A 20,522-nucleotide genomic window follows, 5' to 3' on the forward strand; every position below is an offset into this window, starting at 1 on the left:
GCCTCCTCTCAAATCAGACGTTGCCGAAGCACATCGTCGACGAACGCGCCCGCCTGGCCCACGTAGTTGTGCGGCGACAGCATGCGATCGACGGCGGCTTCGTCCAGGCGCCCCGATACCTGGGGATCATTCAACAGCGCTTCCTTCAGGGAACCGCCGTTCTCGAACACATCCATGCAGATGCGATACACGATCTCATGGGCCTCCTGCCGCCCGAGCGCCTCGCTCATGCTCATCATCACCGCCTCGGACATGAGCAGGCCCTTCTGGACGAACAGGTTCTTCTCCATGTTCTGCGTACGGACGCTGAGCCCCTGCGTGACGTAGATCATTTTCGACACCGCCGCGTGAGTCATGTTGAAAACGCGGCCGATGTACTCTCTTTCGGCCTGCAGCACGACCTTGTCCCGCTCATGGTCCGCGACCATGCCTTCCACGGCCAGGGGAACCGTCGCCCGCACGAGGCGGTTGAGCGCGATGACGCCTTCGCACACCGGAGGATTGCGCTTGTGGGGCATGGTGCTGCTCCCCACCTTCCCCATGGCGAACGGTTCTTCCAGTTCCCCCGTTTCCGTTTTCTGCAGGCTGAAGATCTCGTGGGCCATCTTGCCCGCCGTGCCGCAGGCGATCGCCAGGACGGAAATGAGCTCGGCGATGTTGTCGCGCGAGGTGTGCCAGGTGATGACCGGACAGCCCAGCCCCAGCTCCGAGAAAAGGCGCCGCTGCACTTCCAGGCCCTGCTCGCCCAATGCGGCCAGCGTCCCCACCGCGCCCGAGAACTGGCCCACCAGCACCCGTTCGCGCATCTGCCGCAAGCGCGTGAAGTTGCGGCGCAGCTCCTCCGCCCAGCCCGCGACCTTGAAGCCGAAGGTGATGGGCAGCGCATGCTGGCCGTGGCTGCGGCCGACCATGACCTGATCGCGGTACTTCCGCGCCAGCGCGCACACGTTTTCATGCAGCGCGCGGTAGGCGGACTCGAGTTCGTCCAGCCCGTCCCTGACCTGCAGGATGGTGCCGGTATCCATGATGTCCTGGGTCGTGGCCCCCCAGTGGATGTATTCCCCCGCATCGCCCTCGCAGACCTTCTTCATCGCCCTGAGCAGGGGGACGATGGGATGGGCCGTGCGATCCATCTCCGCCTTCAGGGCGGGCAGATCGATGTTCTCCACCTTGCTCTTGCGCCGTATCTCCTGCGCGGCCGCTTCGGGAATGACGCCCATCTCGCCCTGGACCTTGGCAAGCGCCGCCTCCACGTCGAGCCAGCGCTGCACGGTGGCTTCATCGCTGAAGATCCCGCGCATCGCGGCCGTGCCGAACTGATCCCGGAACAACTCGCTGTCCATCACATACGTACTCATCAGATTCACGCTCCTTCTTGAATGTCATGTTCCCGATCCCGGGCGGGCCCGTGCGACGCCTCCCGGAAGTCCTTCATCCACCGAGCCATGTCGGCGGATTCGCGCACCGCCAGCAGGGCGTCCTGCAGCCCGGCGACACGGTCGCCGCCGAATCCTTCCTGCAGCAGCAGAGAACGCGTTTTTTGCAGGAGCCGGTCCTGCTGCCGGCCCAGATCGCTTTCCGGCCGGCTGGCGTCATAGGCGCGCGCCTGGAGTTCCCCCGACGCGAACGCCACGGCCACGCGGGCGTTCGCCCTGGGCAGATCCGGGTCGGCGCGCACCTCGATCAGAGGGCGCCAGCCGGCCACCTCGGGCTTGCGGATCCCCTCCGGTTCGAACGATGCGCGCACCGCGGTGTCTTCGCCCGCCAGCGCAAGCGCGACGGTATGCCTCAGGCTGAACTTGGCCTGCGTCGCGGTCTCGGGTTCGGCGATATTGCAGACCGTCAGATACTGGGGTTCGACGTACACGGTCACCGACGAAACGGCTTCCCGATCCAGGCGGCCGAATGCCAGGGCGGCCTCGATGGGCGCCTGCGTGCCGTAGCAGGACGCGTGATGCTTGAACACGATTTCCCTGACGCACCACCGGTCCGGCTGCGCCATGGGCTTGCCCGCGGACGCGTCTTCGGCATACAGGGCGGGAAAGCCGTTCTCCCCGTCGAGAACGGCGCCGCCGACCTCGAAGCCGGTCTGCGCCAGGCCGGCGGCAAACAGGCCGTTCGCGGCGGCGCGGGCGACCTGCAGGGGCTTGGCGGGCGTGCCGAACACGGCCCTCAGCCCGCCGGCCATCGTGGCCGCGATGGCAAAGGCGCTGCACAACTGCGCAGGGCTCAAACCGCGCAGCCAGCCGACCGCCGCCGTGGCGCCGAAGGAACCGAGGGTGGCGGTGTTGTGCCACCCCAGTCGATAGTGGCTTTCTCCCATGCCCGCCGCCAGGCGGGACTGGACCTCCACACCCACGGCGAATGCCGCCAGCAAGCGCTCGCCCGGAAGCCGCGCGGACTCTCCATAGGCCAGGATGGCGGGCCACAACGGCGCCGAAGGATGCACTCTGGACGGCAAGTGGGCATCGTCGAAGTCGAGCGCATGCCCCGCAATGCCATTGAGCAGCGCCGCCGCCTCGGGCGAGGTCCGCAGGCCCGCGCCCAGAACCGTCGCCTCGCCCGCGGGCGCCGCCGGCGCCATCAGGTATCCGGACAGGCTCCGGACGGCCGGCAGCCGCCAGGACGCCATGGCCAGCGCCGCCCAATCCAGCAGCGCGTGGCGCGCGATGGCGTACACGTCGTCCGGCACATCCCCGGGCCGTATGGCCAGGGCCCGCTGCGCCAGGAACGAGGTCAGGCCGGGCATCGGACCGCCGCCGCTCATGCCGCGCCTCCTTCACCTGCCGCCGCTCGCGCCTTCCGCTTTCTCCCGCGCAGGAAAGGCACCAGGAAGGACAGCGCCGCCAGGATCAACAGGACGACCGTGATCGGATGCTGCAGGAAAATCAGGTGGTCGCCCCCGGAAATCACCAGGGAGCGGCGGTAGTTCGTCTCCGCCATGGGCACCAGGACCAGGGCCAGCACGATGGGCGCCAGGGGCACGTCGACCTTGCGCAGGACATACCCGATGATACCGAACGTCAGCGTGACGTAGACGGGAAACATCGAATTCTCGGACGAGTAAGCGCCGACGACGGAAATGCCGACGATCACCGCCGCCAGCAGGGAATTCGGCACGCGCACCACCTGCACCCACAGACGGGCGCCCAGCAGGCCGACCACCACCATCAGCGGCACGCCGATCAGCAGCGAGGCGAATATCGAATAGGGTATTTCGGGGTTGCGGACGAACAGCAGCGGCCCGGGCTGTATCCCCTGGATCATCAGGGCGCCGATCAGGATGGCCGCCGTGGCCGAGCCGGGAATTCCCAGCGCCAGCAGCGGGGCCAGCGCGCCCGTCACGGCGGAATTGTTCGCCGCCTCCGATGCCGCGACGCCTTCCGGGTTCCCCTTGCCGAACGAGTCCGAGGTCCCGGAGGCGCGCTTGGCCTCGTTGTACGAGATGAGGCTGGCGATGGAGGCCCCGGCGCCCGGAATGACGCCGATCACGTAGCCGATGCCGGTGCTTCGCAATATGCACCCCCACAGCGTGCGATACCGGGACAGCGAGATCCGCCACACATTGGACACCTTCATCGACAGTGCGCTGACCGCTTCGCCCTCGAGCATGACCAGGACTTCCGAAATGGCATACAGCCCGAGCAGCGCGGGCACCAGGGGAATTCCCTCGAAGAGGTCCGGCGTGAAGGCGAAACGGGGCGTGCCGTTCTCCGGATCCATGCCCACCACCGCAAAGAGCACGCCCAGGCACAATGCCAGAAGCCCGCGCAAAGGCGAGTTGCCGCCGAGGCTGCTGACCAGGCTCAGGCCGAAGAGGGCCAGCGCGCAGTATTCGGTCGATCCGAACTGGAGGGCGAACTCGGACAGGGGCACGGCGGTGCCGATCAGCAGCAGCGCCCCGAGAAAAGCGCCGATGCCCGAGCTGATGATGGACACGTGCAGGGCGAAGCCCGCCTCGCCCTTCTTCGCCATGGGATAGCCATCCCAGGCCGTGGCCACCGCCGCCGCGGTTCCGGGCGTATTGAGGAGAATGGCCGTGATGCCGCCGCCGTATTCCGCCGCGACGTACAGGGCCACCAGGGCCACCATGGCCACGACCGGGTCCACGCCGTACGTGAAGGGAATCAGCAGCGCCACCCCCAGGCTGGGCCCCAGGCCGGGCATGGCGCCGATGATGTATCCGATGATGGTGGCCACGAACAGCGCCAGCAGCACTTCAGGCTGCATGACGAGCGCAAATCCCGATATCAAGTCCGTCAGCATGGGCTTCTCCTAGGGAAATTGCACGTCGAGCAGCCGCTCGAAGCAGACATAAATGAAGAGCAGGTATCCCGCCGTGGACGCGACGAGAACCGGAGCGCGATGTTCCCCGCCCGCCAGCATCAGCAGCGGGACGGCGACCACGGACGAAACGTAGAAGCCCGCATGGGGGATGGCCAGCACATAGGCCACGATGACCAGGATGCCCGCGCCGACCTGGAGCGGACGCGATACCCGGACCCGCGTCCCCGGCCCGGGCGCGCCATGGAACAGAATGGCGCTGCACAGCATCCCGAAGATCGAAGCCATGAGCGGCACGCGGGCGGGCCCGACGTCGACGTCGCTGAAAGCCGGGGGAAAAGAATGCGCGACCCAGGCCGCCCAGGCGAACACAGCCATGCAGGCAAGCGCCACGAGCCGGACGGATTTCCTGGCGCACAGGCTCAGGCAGGACGACTTTTCCGTCTCGCCGGGCGCGTCCGGCGCACGGGACGCCGTCATTGCGTCACTCCGAGACGCTGCAGCCACTCGTACCCCACCTTGTCCATCTGCTCGATGAACTTCGTGTATTCCCGCGGCCCCTTATCCCCGGCGATCTGCGCCGAGGTTTCCATATACTTCTGGAACGCCGGCGACTGCATCGCGCGCATGAAGCCGTCGGCCAGCTTCTCCTGGATCTCCATCGGAATGTCCTTGGGGCCGTAGATGCCGCGGATCTGCTTCCAGGTGGTGTCGACGGGGAAGCCGGCTTCCGCATAAGTGGGCGTATCGGGCAAGGAGCTGGCGCGCTGGTCGTCCAGGATCCCCAGCACCCGCACCCTGCCCGCCTCCGCGAACTGCAGGGCGGGCCCCGGATTGGTGTTGACCGCGTCGATGTGCTTGCCCAGCAGAGCCGTCATGGCCTGAGGACCGCCGTTGTACCCCACCCACGTGAACTCCATCCCGGCCTTGTGCGCCAGCATGTTGAACGCGATGTTGTGGGCGGCGCCCACGGTGCCGAACCCGCCCACCTTGATCGTCTTTCCCTGGCGCCCCGCCGCCACGAGATCCTGGAGGGTCTTGTACGGACTATCGGCCGCCACGACCGTGATGTAGGGATCGAGCTGGTTGAGGGTGATCCAGGAGAAGTCCTGCCACTTGTAGACGCCCTTCAGATTGGTGCGCATCGCCGTCAGGTGCGAGGCGGTATTCACGCCCACGGTATAGCCGTCTGGCTTGGCTTCCTTCAGCAGGGCCATCTGCGTCGCCCCGCTGCCGCCCGGCCGGTTCACCACCACCACAGGCTGTCCGAACACGGGTTCGGCGGCCTTGGCGAGTTCACGCGCAAAGATGTCCGTGGAAGATCCGGCGCCGGTATGCGCAATGATGGTGATGGGCTTGGTCGGGAACGCATCCTTGGCTTGGGCCTGGGCCGCCGATGCCGGATTGACGAGCATGACGGCCGACGTGACGGTCGTGACGGCCATAAGGCCTTTCAGCGCTCTTCGGCGAGAAATATCCATTCCTCTCTCCTTTTCCTATTATTTGGGATTAAGATTCTATTTTTTATGATTCGAATGCTAAGTAGCGGATTATCCCTTGTCAATAAATTTTCGTCTAATTTAGGGGTTTACACCTATAAATCGTTAATTTACTTGAGAAACATGCGGATAAACATCGGTAAATCCATGATTTTCATGCCCTGGCCGTACAGAAATCATGGCTTTATTTATTTCTCAATATGTAGGATATGAAAACCATAATTTGATTTTATCGGGTATTTTGGCTATCCTTCCCTTGAAGCTGCCTGGCGGCCTCCCGTCCGCAAGCGCCATCAAAAAAGCAAGATCAACACGCGAGAACAAAGAAGTGGACAAAACCCTACTCAAAGGCCTGATGGTTCTGGAAACCATCAGCCGGCTGGACGGCGAAGCCCAGACCCTGGAACAGATCGCGTCCGAAGTCGGACTCACGCGCAGCAACACGCATCGCACGCTGCAGACGCTCGTCCACGCCGGATACATACGCCGCGAACTCGACAGCGGCGCCTACCGGTGCACGCTGAAGATGTTCGAACTGGGCGCCCGCCAGCTGGCCAGCATGGATGCGCGGCGGCTGGCGCCCCCCTTCATGCGCGAACTGGCGCGCGCGACCGGGGAAACCGTCCATCTGTCCGTGCTCGACGGACTCGACGTGGTCTACGTCGACAAGCTCGACAGCCCCCAGCCGCTGCTCGCCTACTCCACCGTCGGCGGCCGGGCGCCCGCCTATGCGGTGGCCACCGGCAAGGCGCTGCTCGCCTTCCAGGCGCCCGACTACATCGACCACTACGGCGACGCCATCCACCAGCACACCAGCGACACGCACGTCTCCCTGCCGGCGCTCAAGCAGGAACTGGCGGACATCTCGCGCATCGGCTACGCCATCAACCGGGGCGAGTGGCGCCGCGGCATCGGCGGCATCGCCGCGCCGGTCTTCAACGGGCTCGACAAAGTCGTGGCCGCCTTGGGCATCTCGGGGCCGCTCGAACGGCTGACCGTACGAAAAATGGCCGAATACGCCCCGGTCCTTCAACAGACCGCCCGCCAGCTGTCCGCCCACATGGGCTATCGCGGCGGCTACTTCGGCATCACAGCATAAGACTCGCGGGAGAACGCATGAAACAGGAATCCACGCTCGAAGGCGTCCGCATCATCGAGATCTGCAACGTGGCCGCGGGCCCCTTCTGCGGCCTGCTGCTCGCCGACATGGGCGCGGACGTCATCAAGATCGAACCTCCGGGCACCGGGGACACGCTGCGCAGCTGGTCCCCCCTCACGGACGGCTACAGCGAGAACTTCGCCTCGCTGAACCGCAACAAGCGCTCGGTCACGCTCAATCTCAAGGACGAAAAGGACCGGCGCAAGGCAATGGCGCTGATCAGGAACGCGGACGTGCTGATCGAGAACAATCGCCCGGGGGTCATGGGCAGGCTGGGCCTGGCCTACGACGCGATGCGCGACATCAACCCCCGCCTGGTCTACTGCTCCATCTCCGCCTACGGACAGACGGGCCCTCGCAGCCAGGAAGGCGGCTTCGACCTGACCCTGCAGGCCATGAGCGGACTCATGAGCGTGACGGGCGAAGAGAACGGCGCCCCGGTCAAATGCGGCGTGCCCGTCTGCGACTTCGCCGCGGGGCTCTATGCGGCATTCTCGGTGCTCGCGGCCTTGCGCAAGGCGGAAAGCGACGGCGTGGGCGCGCACATCGACGTATCGATGCTGGGGGCGACCTTGGGCATTTCGGCGCTGCAGACCTCGCAGTTCTTCGGTTCCGGCGAAAACCCGGTCAAGCTCGGCTCGGCGCACCCCCGCAACGCGCCCTATCAGATATTCCGCTGCCGGGACGGCTACTTCGGCATGGCCGCGGGCAACGATTCCCTGTGGAAGGCGGTGTGCGCCGTCATCCACCGGGACGAACTGCGCCACGATGCGCGCTTCACCGACACCACCGCCCGGGCGGCCAACCAGGATGCGCTCCGGGCCATCCTCGAAGGCATTTTCAAAGCGGAAGACGCGGACACCTGGCTGGCCCGGTTCCGCGAAGCCGGCGTCCCCTGCGCCCCCATCAACCGGTACTCGGATGTGCTGGCGGACCCGCAAGTCGAACACATGGACTGGGTGCAGCCCCTGCAACTGCCCAACGGCGCCCAGACGCGCACCTTCGCATCGCCGGTACGCTTCGATGCGCGCACCGCGCCGATCCGTCGCAGGCCGCCGGCCCTGGGCGAGCATAACGACGAGCTGTTCGCATCAGGCTCCGGGGAACGCCCGACACGCGGGGTCGCAGCCCGATGAACGCGATCCTGGACATCCAAAAGACCCCCGCCGCCTGGACGCTGACGCTCAACCGTCCCTCGAAACGCAATGCCCTCTCCGCCGAACTCGTGGAAGCGCTGATCGCGGCGGTCGAAGAGGCCCACGCCCGCCAGGCGCCCCTGATCGCCTTTCGCGGCACGGGAAAGAACTTCAGCGCCGGCTTCGATTTCTCCGATTACGAAGACCAGAGCGACGGCGACCTTTTCCACCGCCTGGTGCGGATCGAACAGTTGCTGCAGCTGATCGCGCGTTCCCCCGCCCTGACGCTCGGGTACGCGCACGGGCGCAATTTCGGCGCCGGGGTGGACCTGTTCGGCGTCTGCAAGCAGCGCTACTGCTCGGCGGACGCCAGTTTCCGGATGCCTGGGCTGAAGTTCGGCCTCGTGCTCGGGTCCAGACGATTTCGCGACATCGTCGGGCCGCAGCATGCGCTGTCCATCCTGTCTTCCACACGCACATTCCATGCGGATGAAGCGGTGCGCCTGGGATTCGCACAGGACACGGCTCCGGAACCGGGATTTGACGCCTTGATCGCCGACGCCGCTGAAATCGCGACTGCTCTCGCTTCCGACACGCGCGCCAGCCTGCATCGCGCCCTGGACATGCGCGACGCAGACGCCGACGCGGACATGGCTGCCTTGGTGCGCTCCACCTCCAGGCCCGGGCTCAAGGACCGGATACGGAAGTACCTGAACGATGCCATGATGGCGCCAAGCCCCAGCCGCTGAGCATCGGGGCGCCGGTATCCAGGCACTCCCCCGACCCCGCCCCGGGGGCCAAAGTCCGGCACGGAGGCACTGCCGAAGCATGTGCACGCCAGGACGCGCAAAGCAAAAAGGCCAGTTCCGAAGAACTGGCCTTTTTGCTTGATATTTCTGGTGGGCAGTCAGGGACTCGAACCCTGGACCGACGGATTAAGCACTGGGGCGCACTATATTTCTAATAGCATGCCACACAGCACGCAGTGTCATCAAACAATTTTGGCATCAATCAAAGCGAAGAGAACTACATGTTCGTAAGATGGGGAACAGGTAAGAAGTACCACAAGGTTTCAGCCTCCAACTTCAAAGGAGGGATATACACTGACGTCGGCACTCGAGCGGTCGCTCCAAATAAAGATGGCGAAAAACTCATGTCACGTTGCGGACTGCCAATTCCAACTAATCATGAGTACGAGGATAGCCCAAAACGTGAAGATATCTGTGGTAGGTGTGAAAATTCTTATCATGGGTTTTGATACCCTACAATTCTAATTCTGTTCGTTAATTCTGATACACCTCTAAGGCTCACCACTTAGATCGATATTCTGGCAGCCCTCGGGTTGAGTCAAAAGACGCGTGTCGGACTCTGAAAGCGCCAGGAACTACCCGGACCAGAAAGTTCATGAAAACTCGACTCCGCGCGGACCGATTTTCATTTGCGCAGCGACTCATAGGTCTCCACCGTCTCCTCGTGCTGAGCCGCACACACCCCATACGCCACCAGCACCTGGCCCTGTATCCATGCCTGCCAGGCAACATGCCTTGTCAACTTCAATCCCAATAATAAGGGACCATGTTCTTCAGATCAATCCTGAGGAAAGATCGGCTGACCCCGTCCCCTGTGTATCGAGAAATTGAGGTGCCTAAACGTACGGGGACGTCTTTTAACCAAGGATTATTCAGGGAACCGTAAAGTGCTTGAGCTAACTGAGAGGGAAGTCCGCCTCTCGGCACGCCTATGTGGAGCGTCACTCGCGAAAGAGGGTGCTCCTCTCCAAAAGTATAAGATGGCAGCCGGACTGCTACTGCCAACGCTCTCGACAAGCCAGTGTCGTTAGCACGCACCGGCCCTATGAACTCCGAGACAACGGATTTCAGGAAGGTAGCTAAATCGCGAGAGCAACACAACAAAAACACAATGATTTCCCAAACAAGGGTGTTAACTGAGAATACCGCTTGGTGGCGATGAAAAGTTGCGCTCGGGCCGACAACCCCGTCTACCACGCCCTCTATAAAATAGCCATGGAGGCATCCAGACGCAGATGCCTGGCTGTATTCCATCGAGAATATTCTGATTCTTGACTGCTGATGTTTTATTGCATTTGCAGCAGCAGCGACAAATTTCTTATTCTTTTTTATCGCTTTTTGTAGCTGACGATACGCTTGATCCCGATCGCGAAGCGTGCGATTTTTAAAAAACCAGGTGGCGATTGAATCGATATCATCGACATGCTCAGCAGCCGCATATAAAGCAAGCTCAATATAATCCACAACCTCTTGCATCTCATCATCGTAATTATTTTGAGACTCAGGATTCACAGAACGAACCTTGTCAAAATAATTCTCGAGCTTAGAAGAAAGCCTAGAAATCTTATCAGTTACTCTCCCTACTGAAATATTATAAATTCCGAGCGGCATTCTAAGCCCGTTGTGCGTATGCAAACACCTTTCTGCCGTAGCGCGAGCAAGTAATACCCTCGCCTCCAGTGCAGATGGAGTCTCGTCTGAAATATGCACTACGAATACTGGTTTCTCGGCCATATAATTGGAAGCTAAAAACATAGATATATTATTATGCTGACATGCTAGCCCCCTGTCCATTCACCGGCACAGCCTCATAACCATCTCGTTATGCTCCAGCACCTGGCGCCGCACCGGCGCCAGGGTTGCAGCCACGTCTGCCGCCAAATCGAACCAGATCGGCCGCGCATGCCCCTGTAGCCCGCTCTCGATGCCGACCCATGCAGCGAGTCGTAGACCCTCCCCCCACGTCCGAGTCGCTCTGCTACAAAGTGCTGGCACATACCAGCCTTGCATGGAGCAGAAAAACATCCACCATAAGATGGAGTTCGTAGTCGCCTAAAGGCTTGTTCGAAATGAGCTTGTTGGCGATTCCATCCGTCAGCTTGTCGCCCTTACTTCCATCTCCAACCAAATCCAGCGCCAGTTCCAACAGATCTCTGGAAAGTGGCTCTCCCCGCAGCTGGTGACGTTCGCTGTGAGCTCCGTGTCCTCGGTCAGCAGCGCGTCCAGGGGCACGCTGCCGATCATGGTCTGGAGGCTGCTCAGGGCTGAACAGGAGGGAAAGGAATGCCATTTCGATCATCCAAAAAGAAGCGGCTCCGAAGAGCCGCTTTTGCTTGCTGACGTACCTACGCCCGCGCCGCCCACTGAAACCGAACCGTCGCCCACAGTGCAGAGACGTAGCCACGCGACGTCAGCATATTGGCCACCAGCACGGCGTCCACCGCTACGGGATCACGAGCAGGCAACAGAGCATCCTGGCAACCGCAAATTTCGCATGGTCATATCGCGTGGCACCAGGAAGGCGTGCCAGCTTACCCTTTAAAAATTGTCGTATATTGTTCATCTTTTCGCCTCCAGCCGTAGACCTTACGAAGTCATGCACTCGCTCAACATGTACCACTTAGCAGCTTCTCTTTTAATAGTCATACCTACCATTTACGGTCTATATAGAAAACACTGGCTAAAGAAAGACGAGATGGACCACGCCTCTTTAATTGAGCAGCCGCTATTTTGGGTTGCCATATGCTGGCCTCTTGGCTCATTCCTATTCTTTGGCAGTTTCGTATGGTTGGAAAAAACCATACAACTTAACGAACAAGGCTATCAGAATTTCATTGCGTCAAGCAAGCTTCCTATTACTATGCTCGCTATGTCCGTACCCTTAACGGCCTTGGTAGCCTCCATACACAGATCGATCCAAACGGCAAAGCAAATTGAATTTGTAGAAAGCAAAATAAAAGAGGATTCAGAGAGCAAATCTCAGGAAACAGCGCAACTATGCCTTGAGAAAGCCTTTGATATTCTCCACAAAGAGGGAAAACCAACTCGAGCCGCAGCAGCCTGGAGGGGGACGAGAAGCCTAATTGAGAGCTACGAAGCGATAAAAAAAGAAATAACAATAAAGGAAATCTCCGCACAGTTAGGCACACAAGAAAAGTACTGGAAAGTAAAATTTGAGATAATTATTTCACAACTATCAAAGGATGATTTTTATTTCATAAAAGAAAACGGAATATCCGTCGATTTAATGTCAGATATCGCTGATTTTTGCGAAGCAAAAATAATTAACAAATATATCGAGCAAGGCCAAGGCGAAATAATCTATCAAGACGGGAATATTTGTGCAAAAACGATGTACATGCCGAACCCGAATGCGGTATACGAAAACGAGGTCCAAAGCGGCCCATCGGATGACAATATCGTGACAGAAGAACGAAAAACAAGAGGCTTAGAGTAATTTTTAAAACTATTAGCGGGCTATAAAAACAAACCGATAGGAACATCTATATGGCGCAACTCTTCACGGGCACCCTCCTGGCGAAATAAGAGCGCCCCCGAAGGGTTGTCCTTCCCCGCGTGCACGCCCTAAAGCTACCACGCCACTCCAGCACCATTTTCCATCACACGCAGGAGCGGCGCCCCGAACAACAACTTCAGATCGATGTCGAAAGCCGCCCGTAGGCGGCTTGGTGTGGTCTGGTGTAACGCGGCTATCAGGCTTGCTGTGTTTCAGCCCAACTCAACGCGGCCCCGAACAACTCTCCGTCGTTATTAGGGAAGAGGAAGAAATACGGTTTCTGTCTCGACTCGCTATGAACCATAACGCCATCAAGATATAGGTTCACATTCACGATTTTTCCTAAGGCGACCGTGAATGATCGTTCTAGACTGGAGAAAATGAGCCGCTTCGTCGTCACAATCAGATCGCCTTCGGCTTCGACCACATCCTCTTCCACCGTCTCAGCATGGCCTCGAATTGCCCCGACGCGATATGAGACGCCCTTCGCAATGCGGAAACTGACTCCCTGGCTACCGCCCACATAGACCCTGCGCTTCTTCACGCCCATCAGGGTGGCGTCGATTTTCAGGCATGCAACCTCCGCTTTCTGAAGCCGAACGCCGCCTACGTCTATCGGTTCTGCTCGACCCTCCGAAATAGCGCATGCACGCATCAGGGTTTCCAGTTTGGCCAGATCCCCGGCAGCCTCGTCATGCGTAATCCCCAGGATGCTGGCGAGCCACTGGGCGGACTCAAGCTCATCTTGCGTCACCACGCCATCATCCAGAACCGCATCTCGCAGTTGACGAAAAACGGCCACCTTCTTGGCTTTCGGAATCTCTCCGCCGGCCGCATCCCTGGCGGCCCTGATTTCGTCAAGCTCATCCTCTGTCAGAACGCCGTCTTCTACAGCAGCGCTCAACACATCGGCATATCTCAGATGTTCCGGCCGACTAAACATGGCCCCTTGCACAGCTCCTTTGAGACCAGCCAATACCATCTTTAGCTTCATCATGCCTCCCCTATAATCAAACCCATTACAAGAGTTTACAGGGGCACATCAATGAAGCAACTCCTCGCAGGCATCCTCATGGCGCTAGCTGGGTCTGGGGCGTGGGCGGCAGAACCAACAGCGCATGACTACGGCTTCCACACGGGGGCAGATATGTAAAAAAATCTGCACTGAGGACCTGTTCGGATCTGCAGCCTGCGACGCATTTATAGAAGGCTCCATCGGCGCCATGCTTTGGCAAGCGAGCGCAACCGGCGCAGATCCATACCTATGTATCGAAGGTCTCAGCATGAAAAAATCCAAAGAGATCTTTGTGGGGTATCTGGTAACGCATGAGAAGGATCTGAGCAACCCCGCGGGCGTCCTGCTTATGCAGGCTCTGCCCAAGGGGCCGTCAAGCGCTAAGGCGCGACCTCTACGTTAGGCGCTGAATATGCGGGGCCCATGACCCAGAAGCCCCATACCCACGCCTCACCCCCTCCTCCGCCGCGCGCCCAACGACGGCCGGATTGCCAGGCACCCCTTGGATGGTGATCTCCGTCTTCCGATTGTCCTGGGTGCTGATCGGACCGCTTCCGCGCTGAATCCCCGACCTATAGCGATCAGGGTTGAGCATGCTGTTCAGCCCATCATTGAGGTCTTTGCCAGAAACCCGACCCGCCCAATCCTTCACCCAGTCAAGTGCCAACCCCTTTCAGATTCTGGGCCAGGCTTTCAACCTTCTTCTCGATATCCCCGAGCGCCCCACCAAAGGCCGTGCGTAGCTTGTCGGCGATCTTATCGGCGTTGTCGTAGATCCACTTCAAGCCCACGACAATAGCGACCCACATCGCCACGACGCCGGCCGGCGTCGTGGCGATCAGGTTCAGTTCCTTGGCGAACGCTGGCAGAGCCGTAAACACGATCCACATCAGGAACTTCCTGAGCGAGCCGCCCAGGATTGCATCAATCCCCAGGACCAGCAGCCCGACCGTGCCCCACTTCTTGGCGAACTCTTCTGTGGACTTGCCGGCGTCACCCAGTAGGCGCTTGATCGAATCCAGAACGCCTTTCACCCAGTCGATCTGCTCCTTCCATTCCTCGGAGCGCCCGATGATGCCGCCCAGCACGGAGCGTCCGCCGCGCAGCCACGTCAGCACGTCGTCGCCGATCAGGCGGATGGCCTCTAGGATGGCGCACATGCGCAGAAACGGCCACAGCACTGCCCGGGCCCCGCCGCGCATCTTCTTCAGCAGCGGCAGCAGCCGCATCACGCCGGCCGCCAGCAGCGCCATGGCGCCGACCTTGACAATCTCCGTCATGTTCTCGGAGATCAGCTTGGAGATGGCGTAGAAACTCTCGCTGGCCGCGCTGGCGCGGTTCATCTGCCAGATGAACCGGCCCCAGGCGTTGCGGATCAGCGTCATGCCGCGCCCGAAGATCTTGGGCATGCGCTCGAACTCGGCGTCGATCTGCTCGCCGACGCGCAGCAGGCCCTCGGCAAGATCCTTGCTGGTCAGCTCTCCCTGCTCGCCCAGTTTGATGAGTTGTCCAGGGGGAGTCGTTGCGGATTCGGTGACTACAGCGCATCAATCTTGATGATGACCCGTAGCCCGTCGGTAACGATCCCGCGAACTTTCACCAACCCAGCAGCATGCGCGGCCGTGCCGCGTGTGCTGAAGGCTCCCATCGAATGGATATGACGGAACCCTATCAAGATTGATCCATCTTCCCTTGTCAGGCGCGCATCGATGGACGGATAGAACTTTCCTTTTTCCATCTCAACCCACGATCGATCGACCGTGAATCCGTCAATCACTTCTAGCATCTCAGCCTCCGCTAAGTCACAAGAAACAGGTGCCACCACAAGGGCCGCAAGAACCCCCGTCAGCCCATGGGGCAACAGACGCCGGGCGGCCGGCTGGCGGATATGTCGGATGATTTGTGTACACGACCACTCTAGAGGTCATTTCAGCAAAGATATAAGAGCAATGACCGCCCCCAGAACGCCCGTGATGGCTAGAGCCGTCTCTTTCGCGTGCCGGACGCGCTCTCGCTTCGCCACTCGTATTTCATTCCAAAACCGTGCCTTGCCTGCCGAACCTAGACGAACAGGGCTCCCATCATCATCCTTCTCATAGAGGTCCTCGTCATCTTGTGAAGGCAAAAGAACACCATAGCGTGCAGACGCGCTCATGATCTGCTGATGCTCTAAGAATGTCTCATACGCCTTCCAGAGCCTCAGCGCTTTAGCGTCATTGCGCCGATCCTCTTCCGTGCGGGGCCTAATCGGCTTTTCCCGTCGGCGCTCAATAAGATATCGATCAGAAACAGCAATTTTGTAGCGCCACCAGATATCTATGCGATCCACGCGAGCGTAGATCATGGCTTGGAACACGCGCAGCACGACCCCTAAATGACCTTTCATGGCAATCCCTCCCAGAGTGGGGGAATGATACATCTCGCCCAGCCCTCCCCCTCGTCCAATCCCGATCCCCTGATCGGCGACCGATCGCACCTGGAGATATCCCAATGTGGTTCAAAAATCTGAAAATCTTCCGCCTGGCACCGAGACACGATCTGACCGTCTCCGGCCTGAATGACGCGCTGTGCGCAGCCCGGTTCCAGCCGTGCAGCAGCCAGGACTCACAATCATCTGGCTGGGTGCCGCCAGATCATGCTGACGGCATGCTGGTCTACTTCCAAGGCGACGCGCTGAAAGGCCAGCAGATGCTGATCCAGTTGCGCACGGAAAATCGCCTGCTGCCCGCGTCCGTCATCAACCAGGCCGCCCGCAAACTCTCCCGACTTATCGAGGGGCAGCAAGGCTACAAACCGGGCCGCAAGCAAATGAAGGAGATCAAGGAGCGAGTCACCATGGAACTGCTCCCCAAGGCCTTCGTCACCCAGCGCGATACCCGCGTCTGGATCGACACCAAGGGCGGCTGGCTCGTGATCGACGCATCGGCGGCCGCGCAATCTGACGAGGTCCTGGGCCCGCTGGCCAAGACGCTGACGCCCTTTCCAATCGTGCACCTGCACGTGGAAATGTCGCCGGCGGCCGCCATGACGTTGTGGCTATCCGAAGATGAGGCCCCCGCCGGCTTCACCATCGACCAGGACACCCAACTGCAGTCCACCGGCGAATCTCGGGCCTCAGTGCGCTATCAGCGCCAGACGGTCGATGTTGACGAGGCCCGTCGCCATATCAGTGCCGGCAAGCAATGCACGCGCTTGGCCATGACCTGGAACGACCGGGTGTCCTTCGTGCTGACCGACACCCTGGACATCAAGCGGGTGGCCCCGCTGGACGTGCTGAAGGAGCACCAGGACGCCCAGGCCACCCACGAAGCCGAGCAAGTTCGAGGCCGATTTCGCCCTGATCTCGGGCGAACTGGCGCGCATGCTCGACGACTTGGTGGCCGCCCTGGGTGAAATGCGCCTGGGCACGAAGTAAGGAAGAGGCGGAGGGGTTGTCTCCGCCAACTCTCAGCTTAAGACCGCATTAGTAAGTACAGCGTCACCACAACCAGCAACGCCGTAATCACGGCCGGCACGCCACCAAGACCCACCACCGGCGCGGCAGTCATCAGGGATGACGTAGCCATGCACATGTTTCGCAGATCGGTGCTGCACAAGCTGCCTGCATTTTTGGATTGCATATAGCTTCCTCCAAAAACAGATCACTCGGAGACCCTTAATGAGCCTGGGGGACCGAGCACAGGCCTTCCCCTTCTATTGCAGTGTCAATTTCCAGCCACTGAGGCGAGGGGAACCAGGCTGGACGGTATGAGCTTTCGCCCAAATTCCAATGAAACCAAATACTACATCATCTGTCACGCTGGATGCGCTAGTGCCTGCCCACCAGATAAGGAAATGACATGGACATCACCGATCAGCGGCAAGACGACCGCATCCGCGCAGCCCTGCGAAACGCCGACAAGAAAGGAAATCTCGATGTCGTGGCGGCAGTCGCCGGTATTTCGGGCGGCGAAGCCGAGCTGCGCCGAATCATGAACGGCCAGAACGCCCTATCGATCATGGATCGCGGGATGTTGGCAATCCACCTTGGGAACGACCTATGAGCGAACGAAACGACGGCGACCCTGCAGCGCCCTGAGTCCGACATTATCGGATGGACGCCGGCGAACATCCGGCAGAAGGCAGACGACAAGGTGCTGCGCGTCGAGCAGAACAAAACCGGCCGCATCCTGGAGATCGCACTGACTGGCGAACTGCTGGCCCTGGTCGAGACAGCTGTGGGGAATGTCCCGGTGCTGCATCGTCCCATCGCGCACAAGCAGCGCCGCAGGGGCAAGGATGAGGCGTACATCTACAGCGGCCTTGATTCTATGCTGCGCCGCGCCCAAAAAAAAGGCGCGGCAGAAGATGCCGTCGCTGCAGGCGTTCGGATTCCGCGGCCTAAAGGGCAAAGGCACCACAGACATGTGACTGGCCGGCGTGCCAATCGAGCGCATCCAGGCATTGTGCGGGCACAAAGACAAGGCCACCACAGAGATCTACGTCAAGCAGCGCTGGCGCGAATCTGTAGCCTCGAACGATCGGAAAATCGGCGCCTGAAACCACTGGATATGCGCCAGCGGCACATAAACCGGCTCATACGAGCAAAAAGAAAGGACCTAGAATCGCTTCTAAGTCCTTAATAATTCTGGTGGGCAGTCAGGGACTCGAACCCTGGACCGACGGATTAAGAGTCCGCTGCTCTACCAACTGAGCTAACTGCCCGTCGCAAGTTTTGCGAAGAACGAAACTATACACCCATTTCCGATGCGACGCAAAACCGCAATGCGCCAGGCAGGCCGAACGGCGTCATTTCCATGAAACATGACGCCATCGCCCCGCACGGTCAGATCGCCCGGGCCAGCTGGGCGGCCAGCCCGATGTAGCTGCGCGGCGTCATGGCCAGCAGGCGGGCCTTGGGTTCGGCCGGCAGATCCAGGCCGGTGATGAATTCGCGCAGGGCGTCCTGGGTGATGCCCTTGCCGCGCGTCAGGGCCTTGAGCTGTTCATAGGGCTGCGGCAGGCCGTAGCGGCGCATGACCGTCTGCACGGGCTCGGCCAGGATCTCCCAGCAGGCGTCGATGTCGGCGTCGATGGCGGCGGCGTTCAGTTCCAGCTTGCCCAGGCCGCGCAGGCAGGCGTCGTAGGCCACCAGGCTGTAGCCCAGGGCGACGCCCAGGTTGCGCAGCACCGTGGAGTCGGTCAGGTCGCGCTGCCAGCGCGAGACCGGCAGCTTTTCCGACAGGTGGCGCAGCATGGCGTTGGCCAGGCCCAGGTTGCCTTCGGAGTTCTCGAAGTCGATGGGGTTGACCTTGTGCGGCATGGTGGACGAGCCGACCTCGCCGTCCTTCAGGCGCTGCTTGAAATACCCCAGGGCGATGTAGCCCCAGACGTCCCGGTTCAGGTCCAGCAGGATGGTGTTGGCGCGGGCGATGGCGTCGAACAGCGCGGCCATCCAGTCGTGCGGCTCGATCTGGATCGAATAGGGATTCTGGGTCAGGCCCAGGCCGCCCAGCACCCCGCCGGCGAAGGCGGGCCAGTCGATGTCCGGATAGGCGGCCAGGTGCGCGTTGTAGTTGCCGGTGGCGCCGTTCATCTTCGCCAGGGGCTGCACGGCGCGGATGGCGTCCAGGGCGCGGTCCAGGCGGGCGACCACGTTGGCCAGTTCCTTGCCCATGGTGCTGGGCGTCGCCGGCTGGCCGTGCGTGCGCGACAGCAGCGGCTGGTCGGCATGCTGGCGGGCCAGTTCGCGCAGCCGCGCCACGACCGATTCCAGCGCCGGCACGACCGCCTGCGAACGGGCCCGGCCCAGCATCAGGGCATGCGAGGTGTTGTTGATGTCTTCCGAGGTGCAGGAAAAATGGATGAATTCGGCGGCCCGGGACAGTTCCGCATCGTCGGCCACCTGTTCCTTCAGCCAGTATTCCACGGCCTTCACGTCGTGATTGGTGGTGCGCTCGATGGCCTTGATGCGGGCGGCGTCGCTTTCGGAAAAGTCCCGCACCAGGGCCTGCAGCCGTGACCGCGCGGCCGGCGAAAAGGCGGGCAGTTCCGGCAGGCCGGCATCCGACAGACCGATCAGCCAGGCGATCTCGACCTCGACGCGATGCGCCATGAAACCGGCTTCCGACAGAAAGGGCCGCAAGGAATCGGCTTTCGCCGCATAGCGCCCATCCAGGGGCGACAGCGCGTTCAGGGCGCTCAAGGTGGAATCGATCTGCATGTTGGATAATGAATGAAGGGGCGGCCAGCGGCCCGGGAGAAAGCCGGCAACCCGGCCAAGCTGCGATTCTAACATTCACCCCCGGTGTCAAGGCTTTGGGCGGATATACCACACCTGCCCGCCCAATCCCCTCAAAAACGGGATCTGGCCGGCCCGGCGCCCGGATCACGGCCCGGCCCTGATATACTTTTTGAGCCTTAGACTACCCCCGGTTTGCCATGAGATTGATCGGTTCCCTGACCAGCCCCTACGTCCGCAAAGTCCGGATCGTGCTGGCAGAGAAAAAACTCGACTACGAACTGGTTTTGGACGACCCCTGGTCGTCCAACACGCAGACCACCGCCTACAACCCCCTGGGCAAGGTTCCCTGTCTGATCCTGGACGAGAACGAAGCCCTGTTCGATTCGCGCGTGATCGTCGAATACCTGGACACGCTCTCGCCGGTCGGGCGCCTGATTCCGCCCCCGGGCCGCGAACGGGTCGCCGTCAAACGCTGGGAAGCCACGGCCGACGGCATCATGGACGCCGCCGCCGCGGCCTTCATGGAGACCCATCGACGCCCGGAACCGCAGCGCAGCGCCGACTGGGTCAAGCGCCAGACCGCCAAGATCCACGCGGCGCTGGACTACATGAACGGCCTGCTGGGCGAACAGCCCTATTGCACGGGCGTGAACCTGTGCCTGGCGGACATCGCCGTGGGCGCGGCCCTGGGCTATCTGGACCTGCGCAGTCCCGATCTGAACTGGCGCGCCCATCACGCCAACCTGGCCCGGCTGGCTGAAAAGCTGGACGCCCGGCCCTCCTTCGTGTCCACTCGGCCGCCGGCCGCCTGAGCCGACCGGCGAACGCGCATCAGGCCTCCACGGAGGCCTGATGCTTTTCCGGACCGGCAAACCGTACG

The 20,522-nt window shown here is 61.0% G+C and carries 20 protein-coding genes, 1 tRNA gene and 1 pseudogene; 8 read left to right on the forward strand and 14 right to left on the reverse strand.

The annotated features are described in order from the left end of the window. Positions 1–8 precede the first annotated feature (8 nt). From purB (Q0263_RS09485) to Q0263_RS09505, 5 genes are read right to left on the reverse strand one after another with little or no spacing between them, the layout of a single operon-like run. Positions 9–1,358 (reverse strand): adenylosuccinate lyase, encoded by a 1,350-nt coding sequence (gene purB, locus Q0263_RS09485; protein ID WP_298015527.1) that lies wholly within the window; start codon positions 1,356–1,358, stop codon positions 9–11. 5 nt (positions 1,359–1,363) lie between these two features. Then, positions 1,364–2,767 (reverse strand): MmgE/PrpD family protein, encoded by a 1,404-nt coding sequence (locus Q0263_RS09490; RefSeq protein ID WP_298015528.1) that lies wholly within the window; start codon positions 2,765–2,767, stop codon positions 1,364–1,366. Continuing rightward, positions 2,764–4,266 (reverse strand): tripartite tricarboxylate transporter permease, encoded by a 1,503-nt coding sequence (locus Q0263_RS09495; RefSeq protein WP_298015529.1) that lies wholly within the window; start codon positions 4,264–4,266, stop codon positions 2,764–2,766. The genes Q0263_RS09490 and Q0263_RS09495 overlap by 4 nt, the downstream gene beginning before the upstream one ends. A 9-nt stretch (positions 4,267–4,275) precedes the next feature. Beyond that, positions 4,276–4,764 (reverse strand): tripartite tricarboxylate transporter TctB family protein, encoded by a 489-nt coding sequence (locus tag Q0263_RS09500; RefSeq protein ID WP_298015530.1) that lies wholly within the window; start codon positions 4,762–4,764, stop codon positions 4,276–4,278. Beyond that, complete coding sequence (locus Q0263_RS09505) at positions 4,761–5,765, reverse strand: tripartite tricarboxylate transporter substrate binding protein (protein WP_298015531.1); 1,005 nt, start codon at positions 5,763–5,765, stop codon at positions 4,761–4,763. The genes Q0263_RS09500 and Q0263_RS09505 overlap by 4 nt, the downstream gene beginning before the upstream one ends. Positions 5,766–6,111: 346 nt before the next feature. Between Q0263_RS09505 and Q0263_RS09510 the strand changes: the two genes are divergently transcribed. From Q0263_RS09510 to Q0263_RS09520, 3 genes are read left to right on the forward strand one after another with little or no spacing between them, the layout of a single operon-like run. Then, positions 6,112–6,882 carry an IclR family transcriptional regulator gene (locus Q0263_RS09510; RefSeq protein WP_298015532.1) on the forward strand — a complete coding sequence of 257 codons (771 nt, stop codon included), beginning with the start codon at positions 6,112–6,114 and terminating at the stop codon, positions 6,880–6,882. 17 nt (positions 6,883–6,899) lie between these two features. Continuing rightward, the gene (locus Q0263_RS09515; protein ID WP_298015533.1) at positions 6,900–8,078 is read left to right on the forward strand and encodes a CoA transferase; all 1,179 of its coding nucleotides are present in this window, start codon (positions 6,900–6,902) and stop codon (positions 8,076–8,078) included. Further along, a complete protein-coding gene (locus Q0263_RS09520; protein WP_298015534.1) occupies positions 8,075–8,827 on the forward strand; it encodes an enoyl-CoA hydratase/isomerase family protein in 753 nt (250 codons plus the stop codon). Before Q0263_RS09515 ends, Q0263_RS09520 begins: the two co-directional genes overlap by 4 nt. An 804-nt stretch (positions 8,828–9,631) precedes the next feature. Here the strand turns inward: Q0263_RS09520 and Q0263_RS09525 are convergent. Continuing rightward, positions 9,632–10,642: a hypothetical protein gene (locus Q0263_RS09525; RefSeq protein WP_298015535.1), complete on the reverse strand. Its 1,011-nt coding sequence runs from the start codon at positions 10,640–10,642 to the stop codon at positions 9,632–9,634. Between the two features lie 223 nt (positions 10,643–10,865). Beyond that, on the reverse strand, positions 10,866–11,177 hold the full coding sequence (locus Q0263_RS09530; protein WP_298015536.1) for a hypothetical protein: 312 nt from the start codon (positions 11,175–11,177) through the stop codon (positions 10,866–10,868). Positions 11,178–11,582: 405 nt separating this feature from the next. On the opposite strand from Q0263_RS09530, the gene Q0263_RS09535 reads away from it, so the two are divergent. Then, a complete protein-coding gene (locus Q0263_RS09535; protein ID WP_298015537.1) occupies positions 11,583–12,344 on the forward strand; it encodes a hypothetical protein in 762 nt (253 codons plus the stop codon). A gap of 256 nt (positions 12,345–12,600) precedes the next feature. Here the strand turns inward: Q0263_RS09535 and Q0263_RS09540 are convergent, their stop codons facing one another. Further along, entirely contained in the window at positions 12,601–13,401 is an 801-nt protein-coding gene (locus Q0263_RS09540; protein WP_298015538.1) for a hypothetical protein, read from the reverse strand. 121 nt (positions 13,402–13,522) lie between these two features. Here Q0263_RS09540 and Q0263_RS17410 point away from each other — a divergent pair, with 121 nt between their 5' ends. Beyond that, the gene (locus tag Q0263_RS17410; RefSeq protein ID WP_366140695.1) at positions 13,523–13,822 is read left to right on the forward strand and encodes a Rap1a/Tai family immunity protein; all 300 of its coding nucleotides are present in this window, start codon (positions 13,523–13,525) and stop codon (positions 13,820–13,822) included. Positions 13,823–14,075: 253 nt separating this feature from the next. Here Q0263_RS17410 and Q0263_RS09545 read toward each other — a convergent pair whose 3' ends face one another. From Q0263_RS09545 to Q0263_RS09555, 3 genes are all read right to left on the reverse strand, one after another. Further along, on the reverse strand, positions 14,076–14,921 hold the full coding sequence (locus Q0263_RS09545; protein WP_366140701.1) for a hypothetical protein: 846 nt from the start codon (positions 14,919–14,921) through the stop codon (positions 14,076–14,078). 35 nt (positions 14,922–14,956) lie between these two features. Then, positions 14,957–15,205: a hypothetical protein gene (locus tag Q0263_RS09550; protein WP_298015540.1), complete on the reverse strand. Its 249-nt coding sequence runs from the start codon at positions 15,203–15,205 to the stop codon at positions 14,957–14,959. Positions 15,206–15,343: 138 nt separating this feature from the next. Beyond that, positions 15,344–15,805: a hypothetical protein gene (locus Q0263_RS09555; protein ID WP_298015541.1), complete on the reverse strand. Its 462-nt coding sequence runs from the start codon at positions 15,803–15,805 to the stop codon at positions 15,344–15,346. A gap of 104 nt (positions 15,806–15,909) precedes the next feature. Here Q0263_RS09555 and Q0263_RS09560 point away from each other — a divergent pair. Beyond that, positions 15,910–16,834, forward strand: a pseudogene (locus Q0263_RS09560) (recombination-associated protein RdgC). A gap of 424 nt (positions 16,835–17,258) precedes the next feature. Next, complete coding sequence (locus Q0263_RS09565; protein WP_298015542.1) at positions 17,259–17,462, forward strand: hypothetical protein; 204 nt, start codon at positions 17,259–17,261, stop codon at positions 17,460–17,462. Here Q0263_RS09565 and Q0263_RS09570 read toward each other — a convergent pair. The 3 genes from Q0263_RS09570 to purB (Q0263_RS09580) form a co-directional block, all read right to left on the reverse strand. Further along, a complete protein-coding gene (locus tag Q0263_RS09570; protein ID WP_298015543.1) occupies positions 17,457–17,825 on the reverse strand; it encodes a hypothetical protein in 369 nt (122 codons plus the stop codon). The two genes, Q0263_RS09565 and Q0263_RS09570, sit on opposite strands and share 6 nt — an antisense overlap. 222 nt (positions 17,826–18,047) lie before the next feature. Continuing rightward, a tRNA-Lys gene (locus tag Q0263_RS09575) sits at positions 18,048–18,123 on the reverse strand. A 121-nt stretch (positions 18,124–18,244) separates the two neighbouring features. Further along, positions 18,245–19,621 (reverse strand): adenylosuccinate lyase, encoded by a 1,377-nt coding sequence (gene purB, locus Q0263_RS09580; RefSeq protein WP_298015544.1) that lies wholly within the window; start codon positions 19,619–19,621, stop codon positions 18,245–18,247. 218 nt (positions 19,622–19,839) lie between these two features. Between purB (Q0263_RS09580) and Q0263_RS09585 the strand changes: the two genes are divergently transcribed. After that, positions 19,840–20,454 carry a glutathione S-transferase N-terminal domain-containing protein gene (locus Q0263_RS09585; RefSeq protein ID WP_298015545.1) on the forward strand — a complete coding sequence of 205 codons (615 nt, stop codon included), beginning with the start codon at positions 19,840–19,842 and terminating at the stop codon, positions 20,452–20,454. Positions 20,455–20,522 lie beyond the last annotated feature (68 nt).

The sequence above is a fragment of the uncultured Castellaniella sp. genome, assembly GCF_937988725.1.
Classification (GTDB): Bacteria; Pseudomonadota; Gammaproteobacteria; order Burkholderiales; family Burkholderiaceae_B; genus Castellaniella.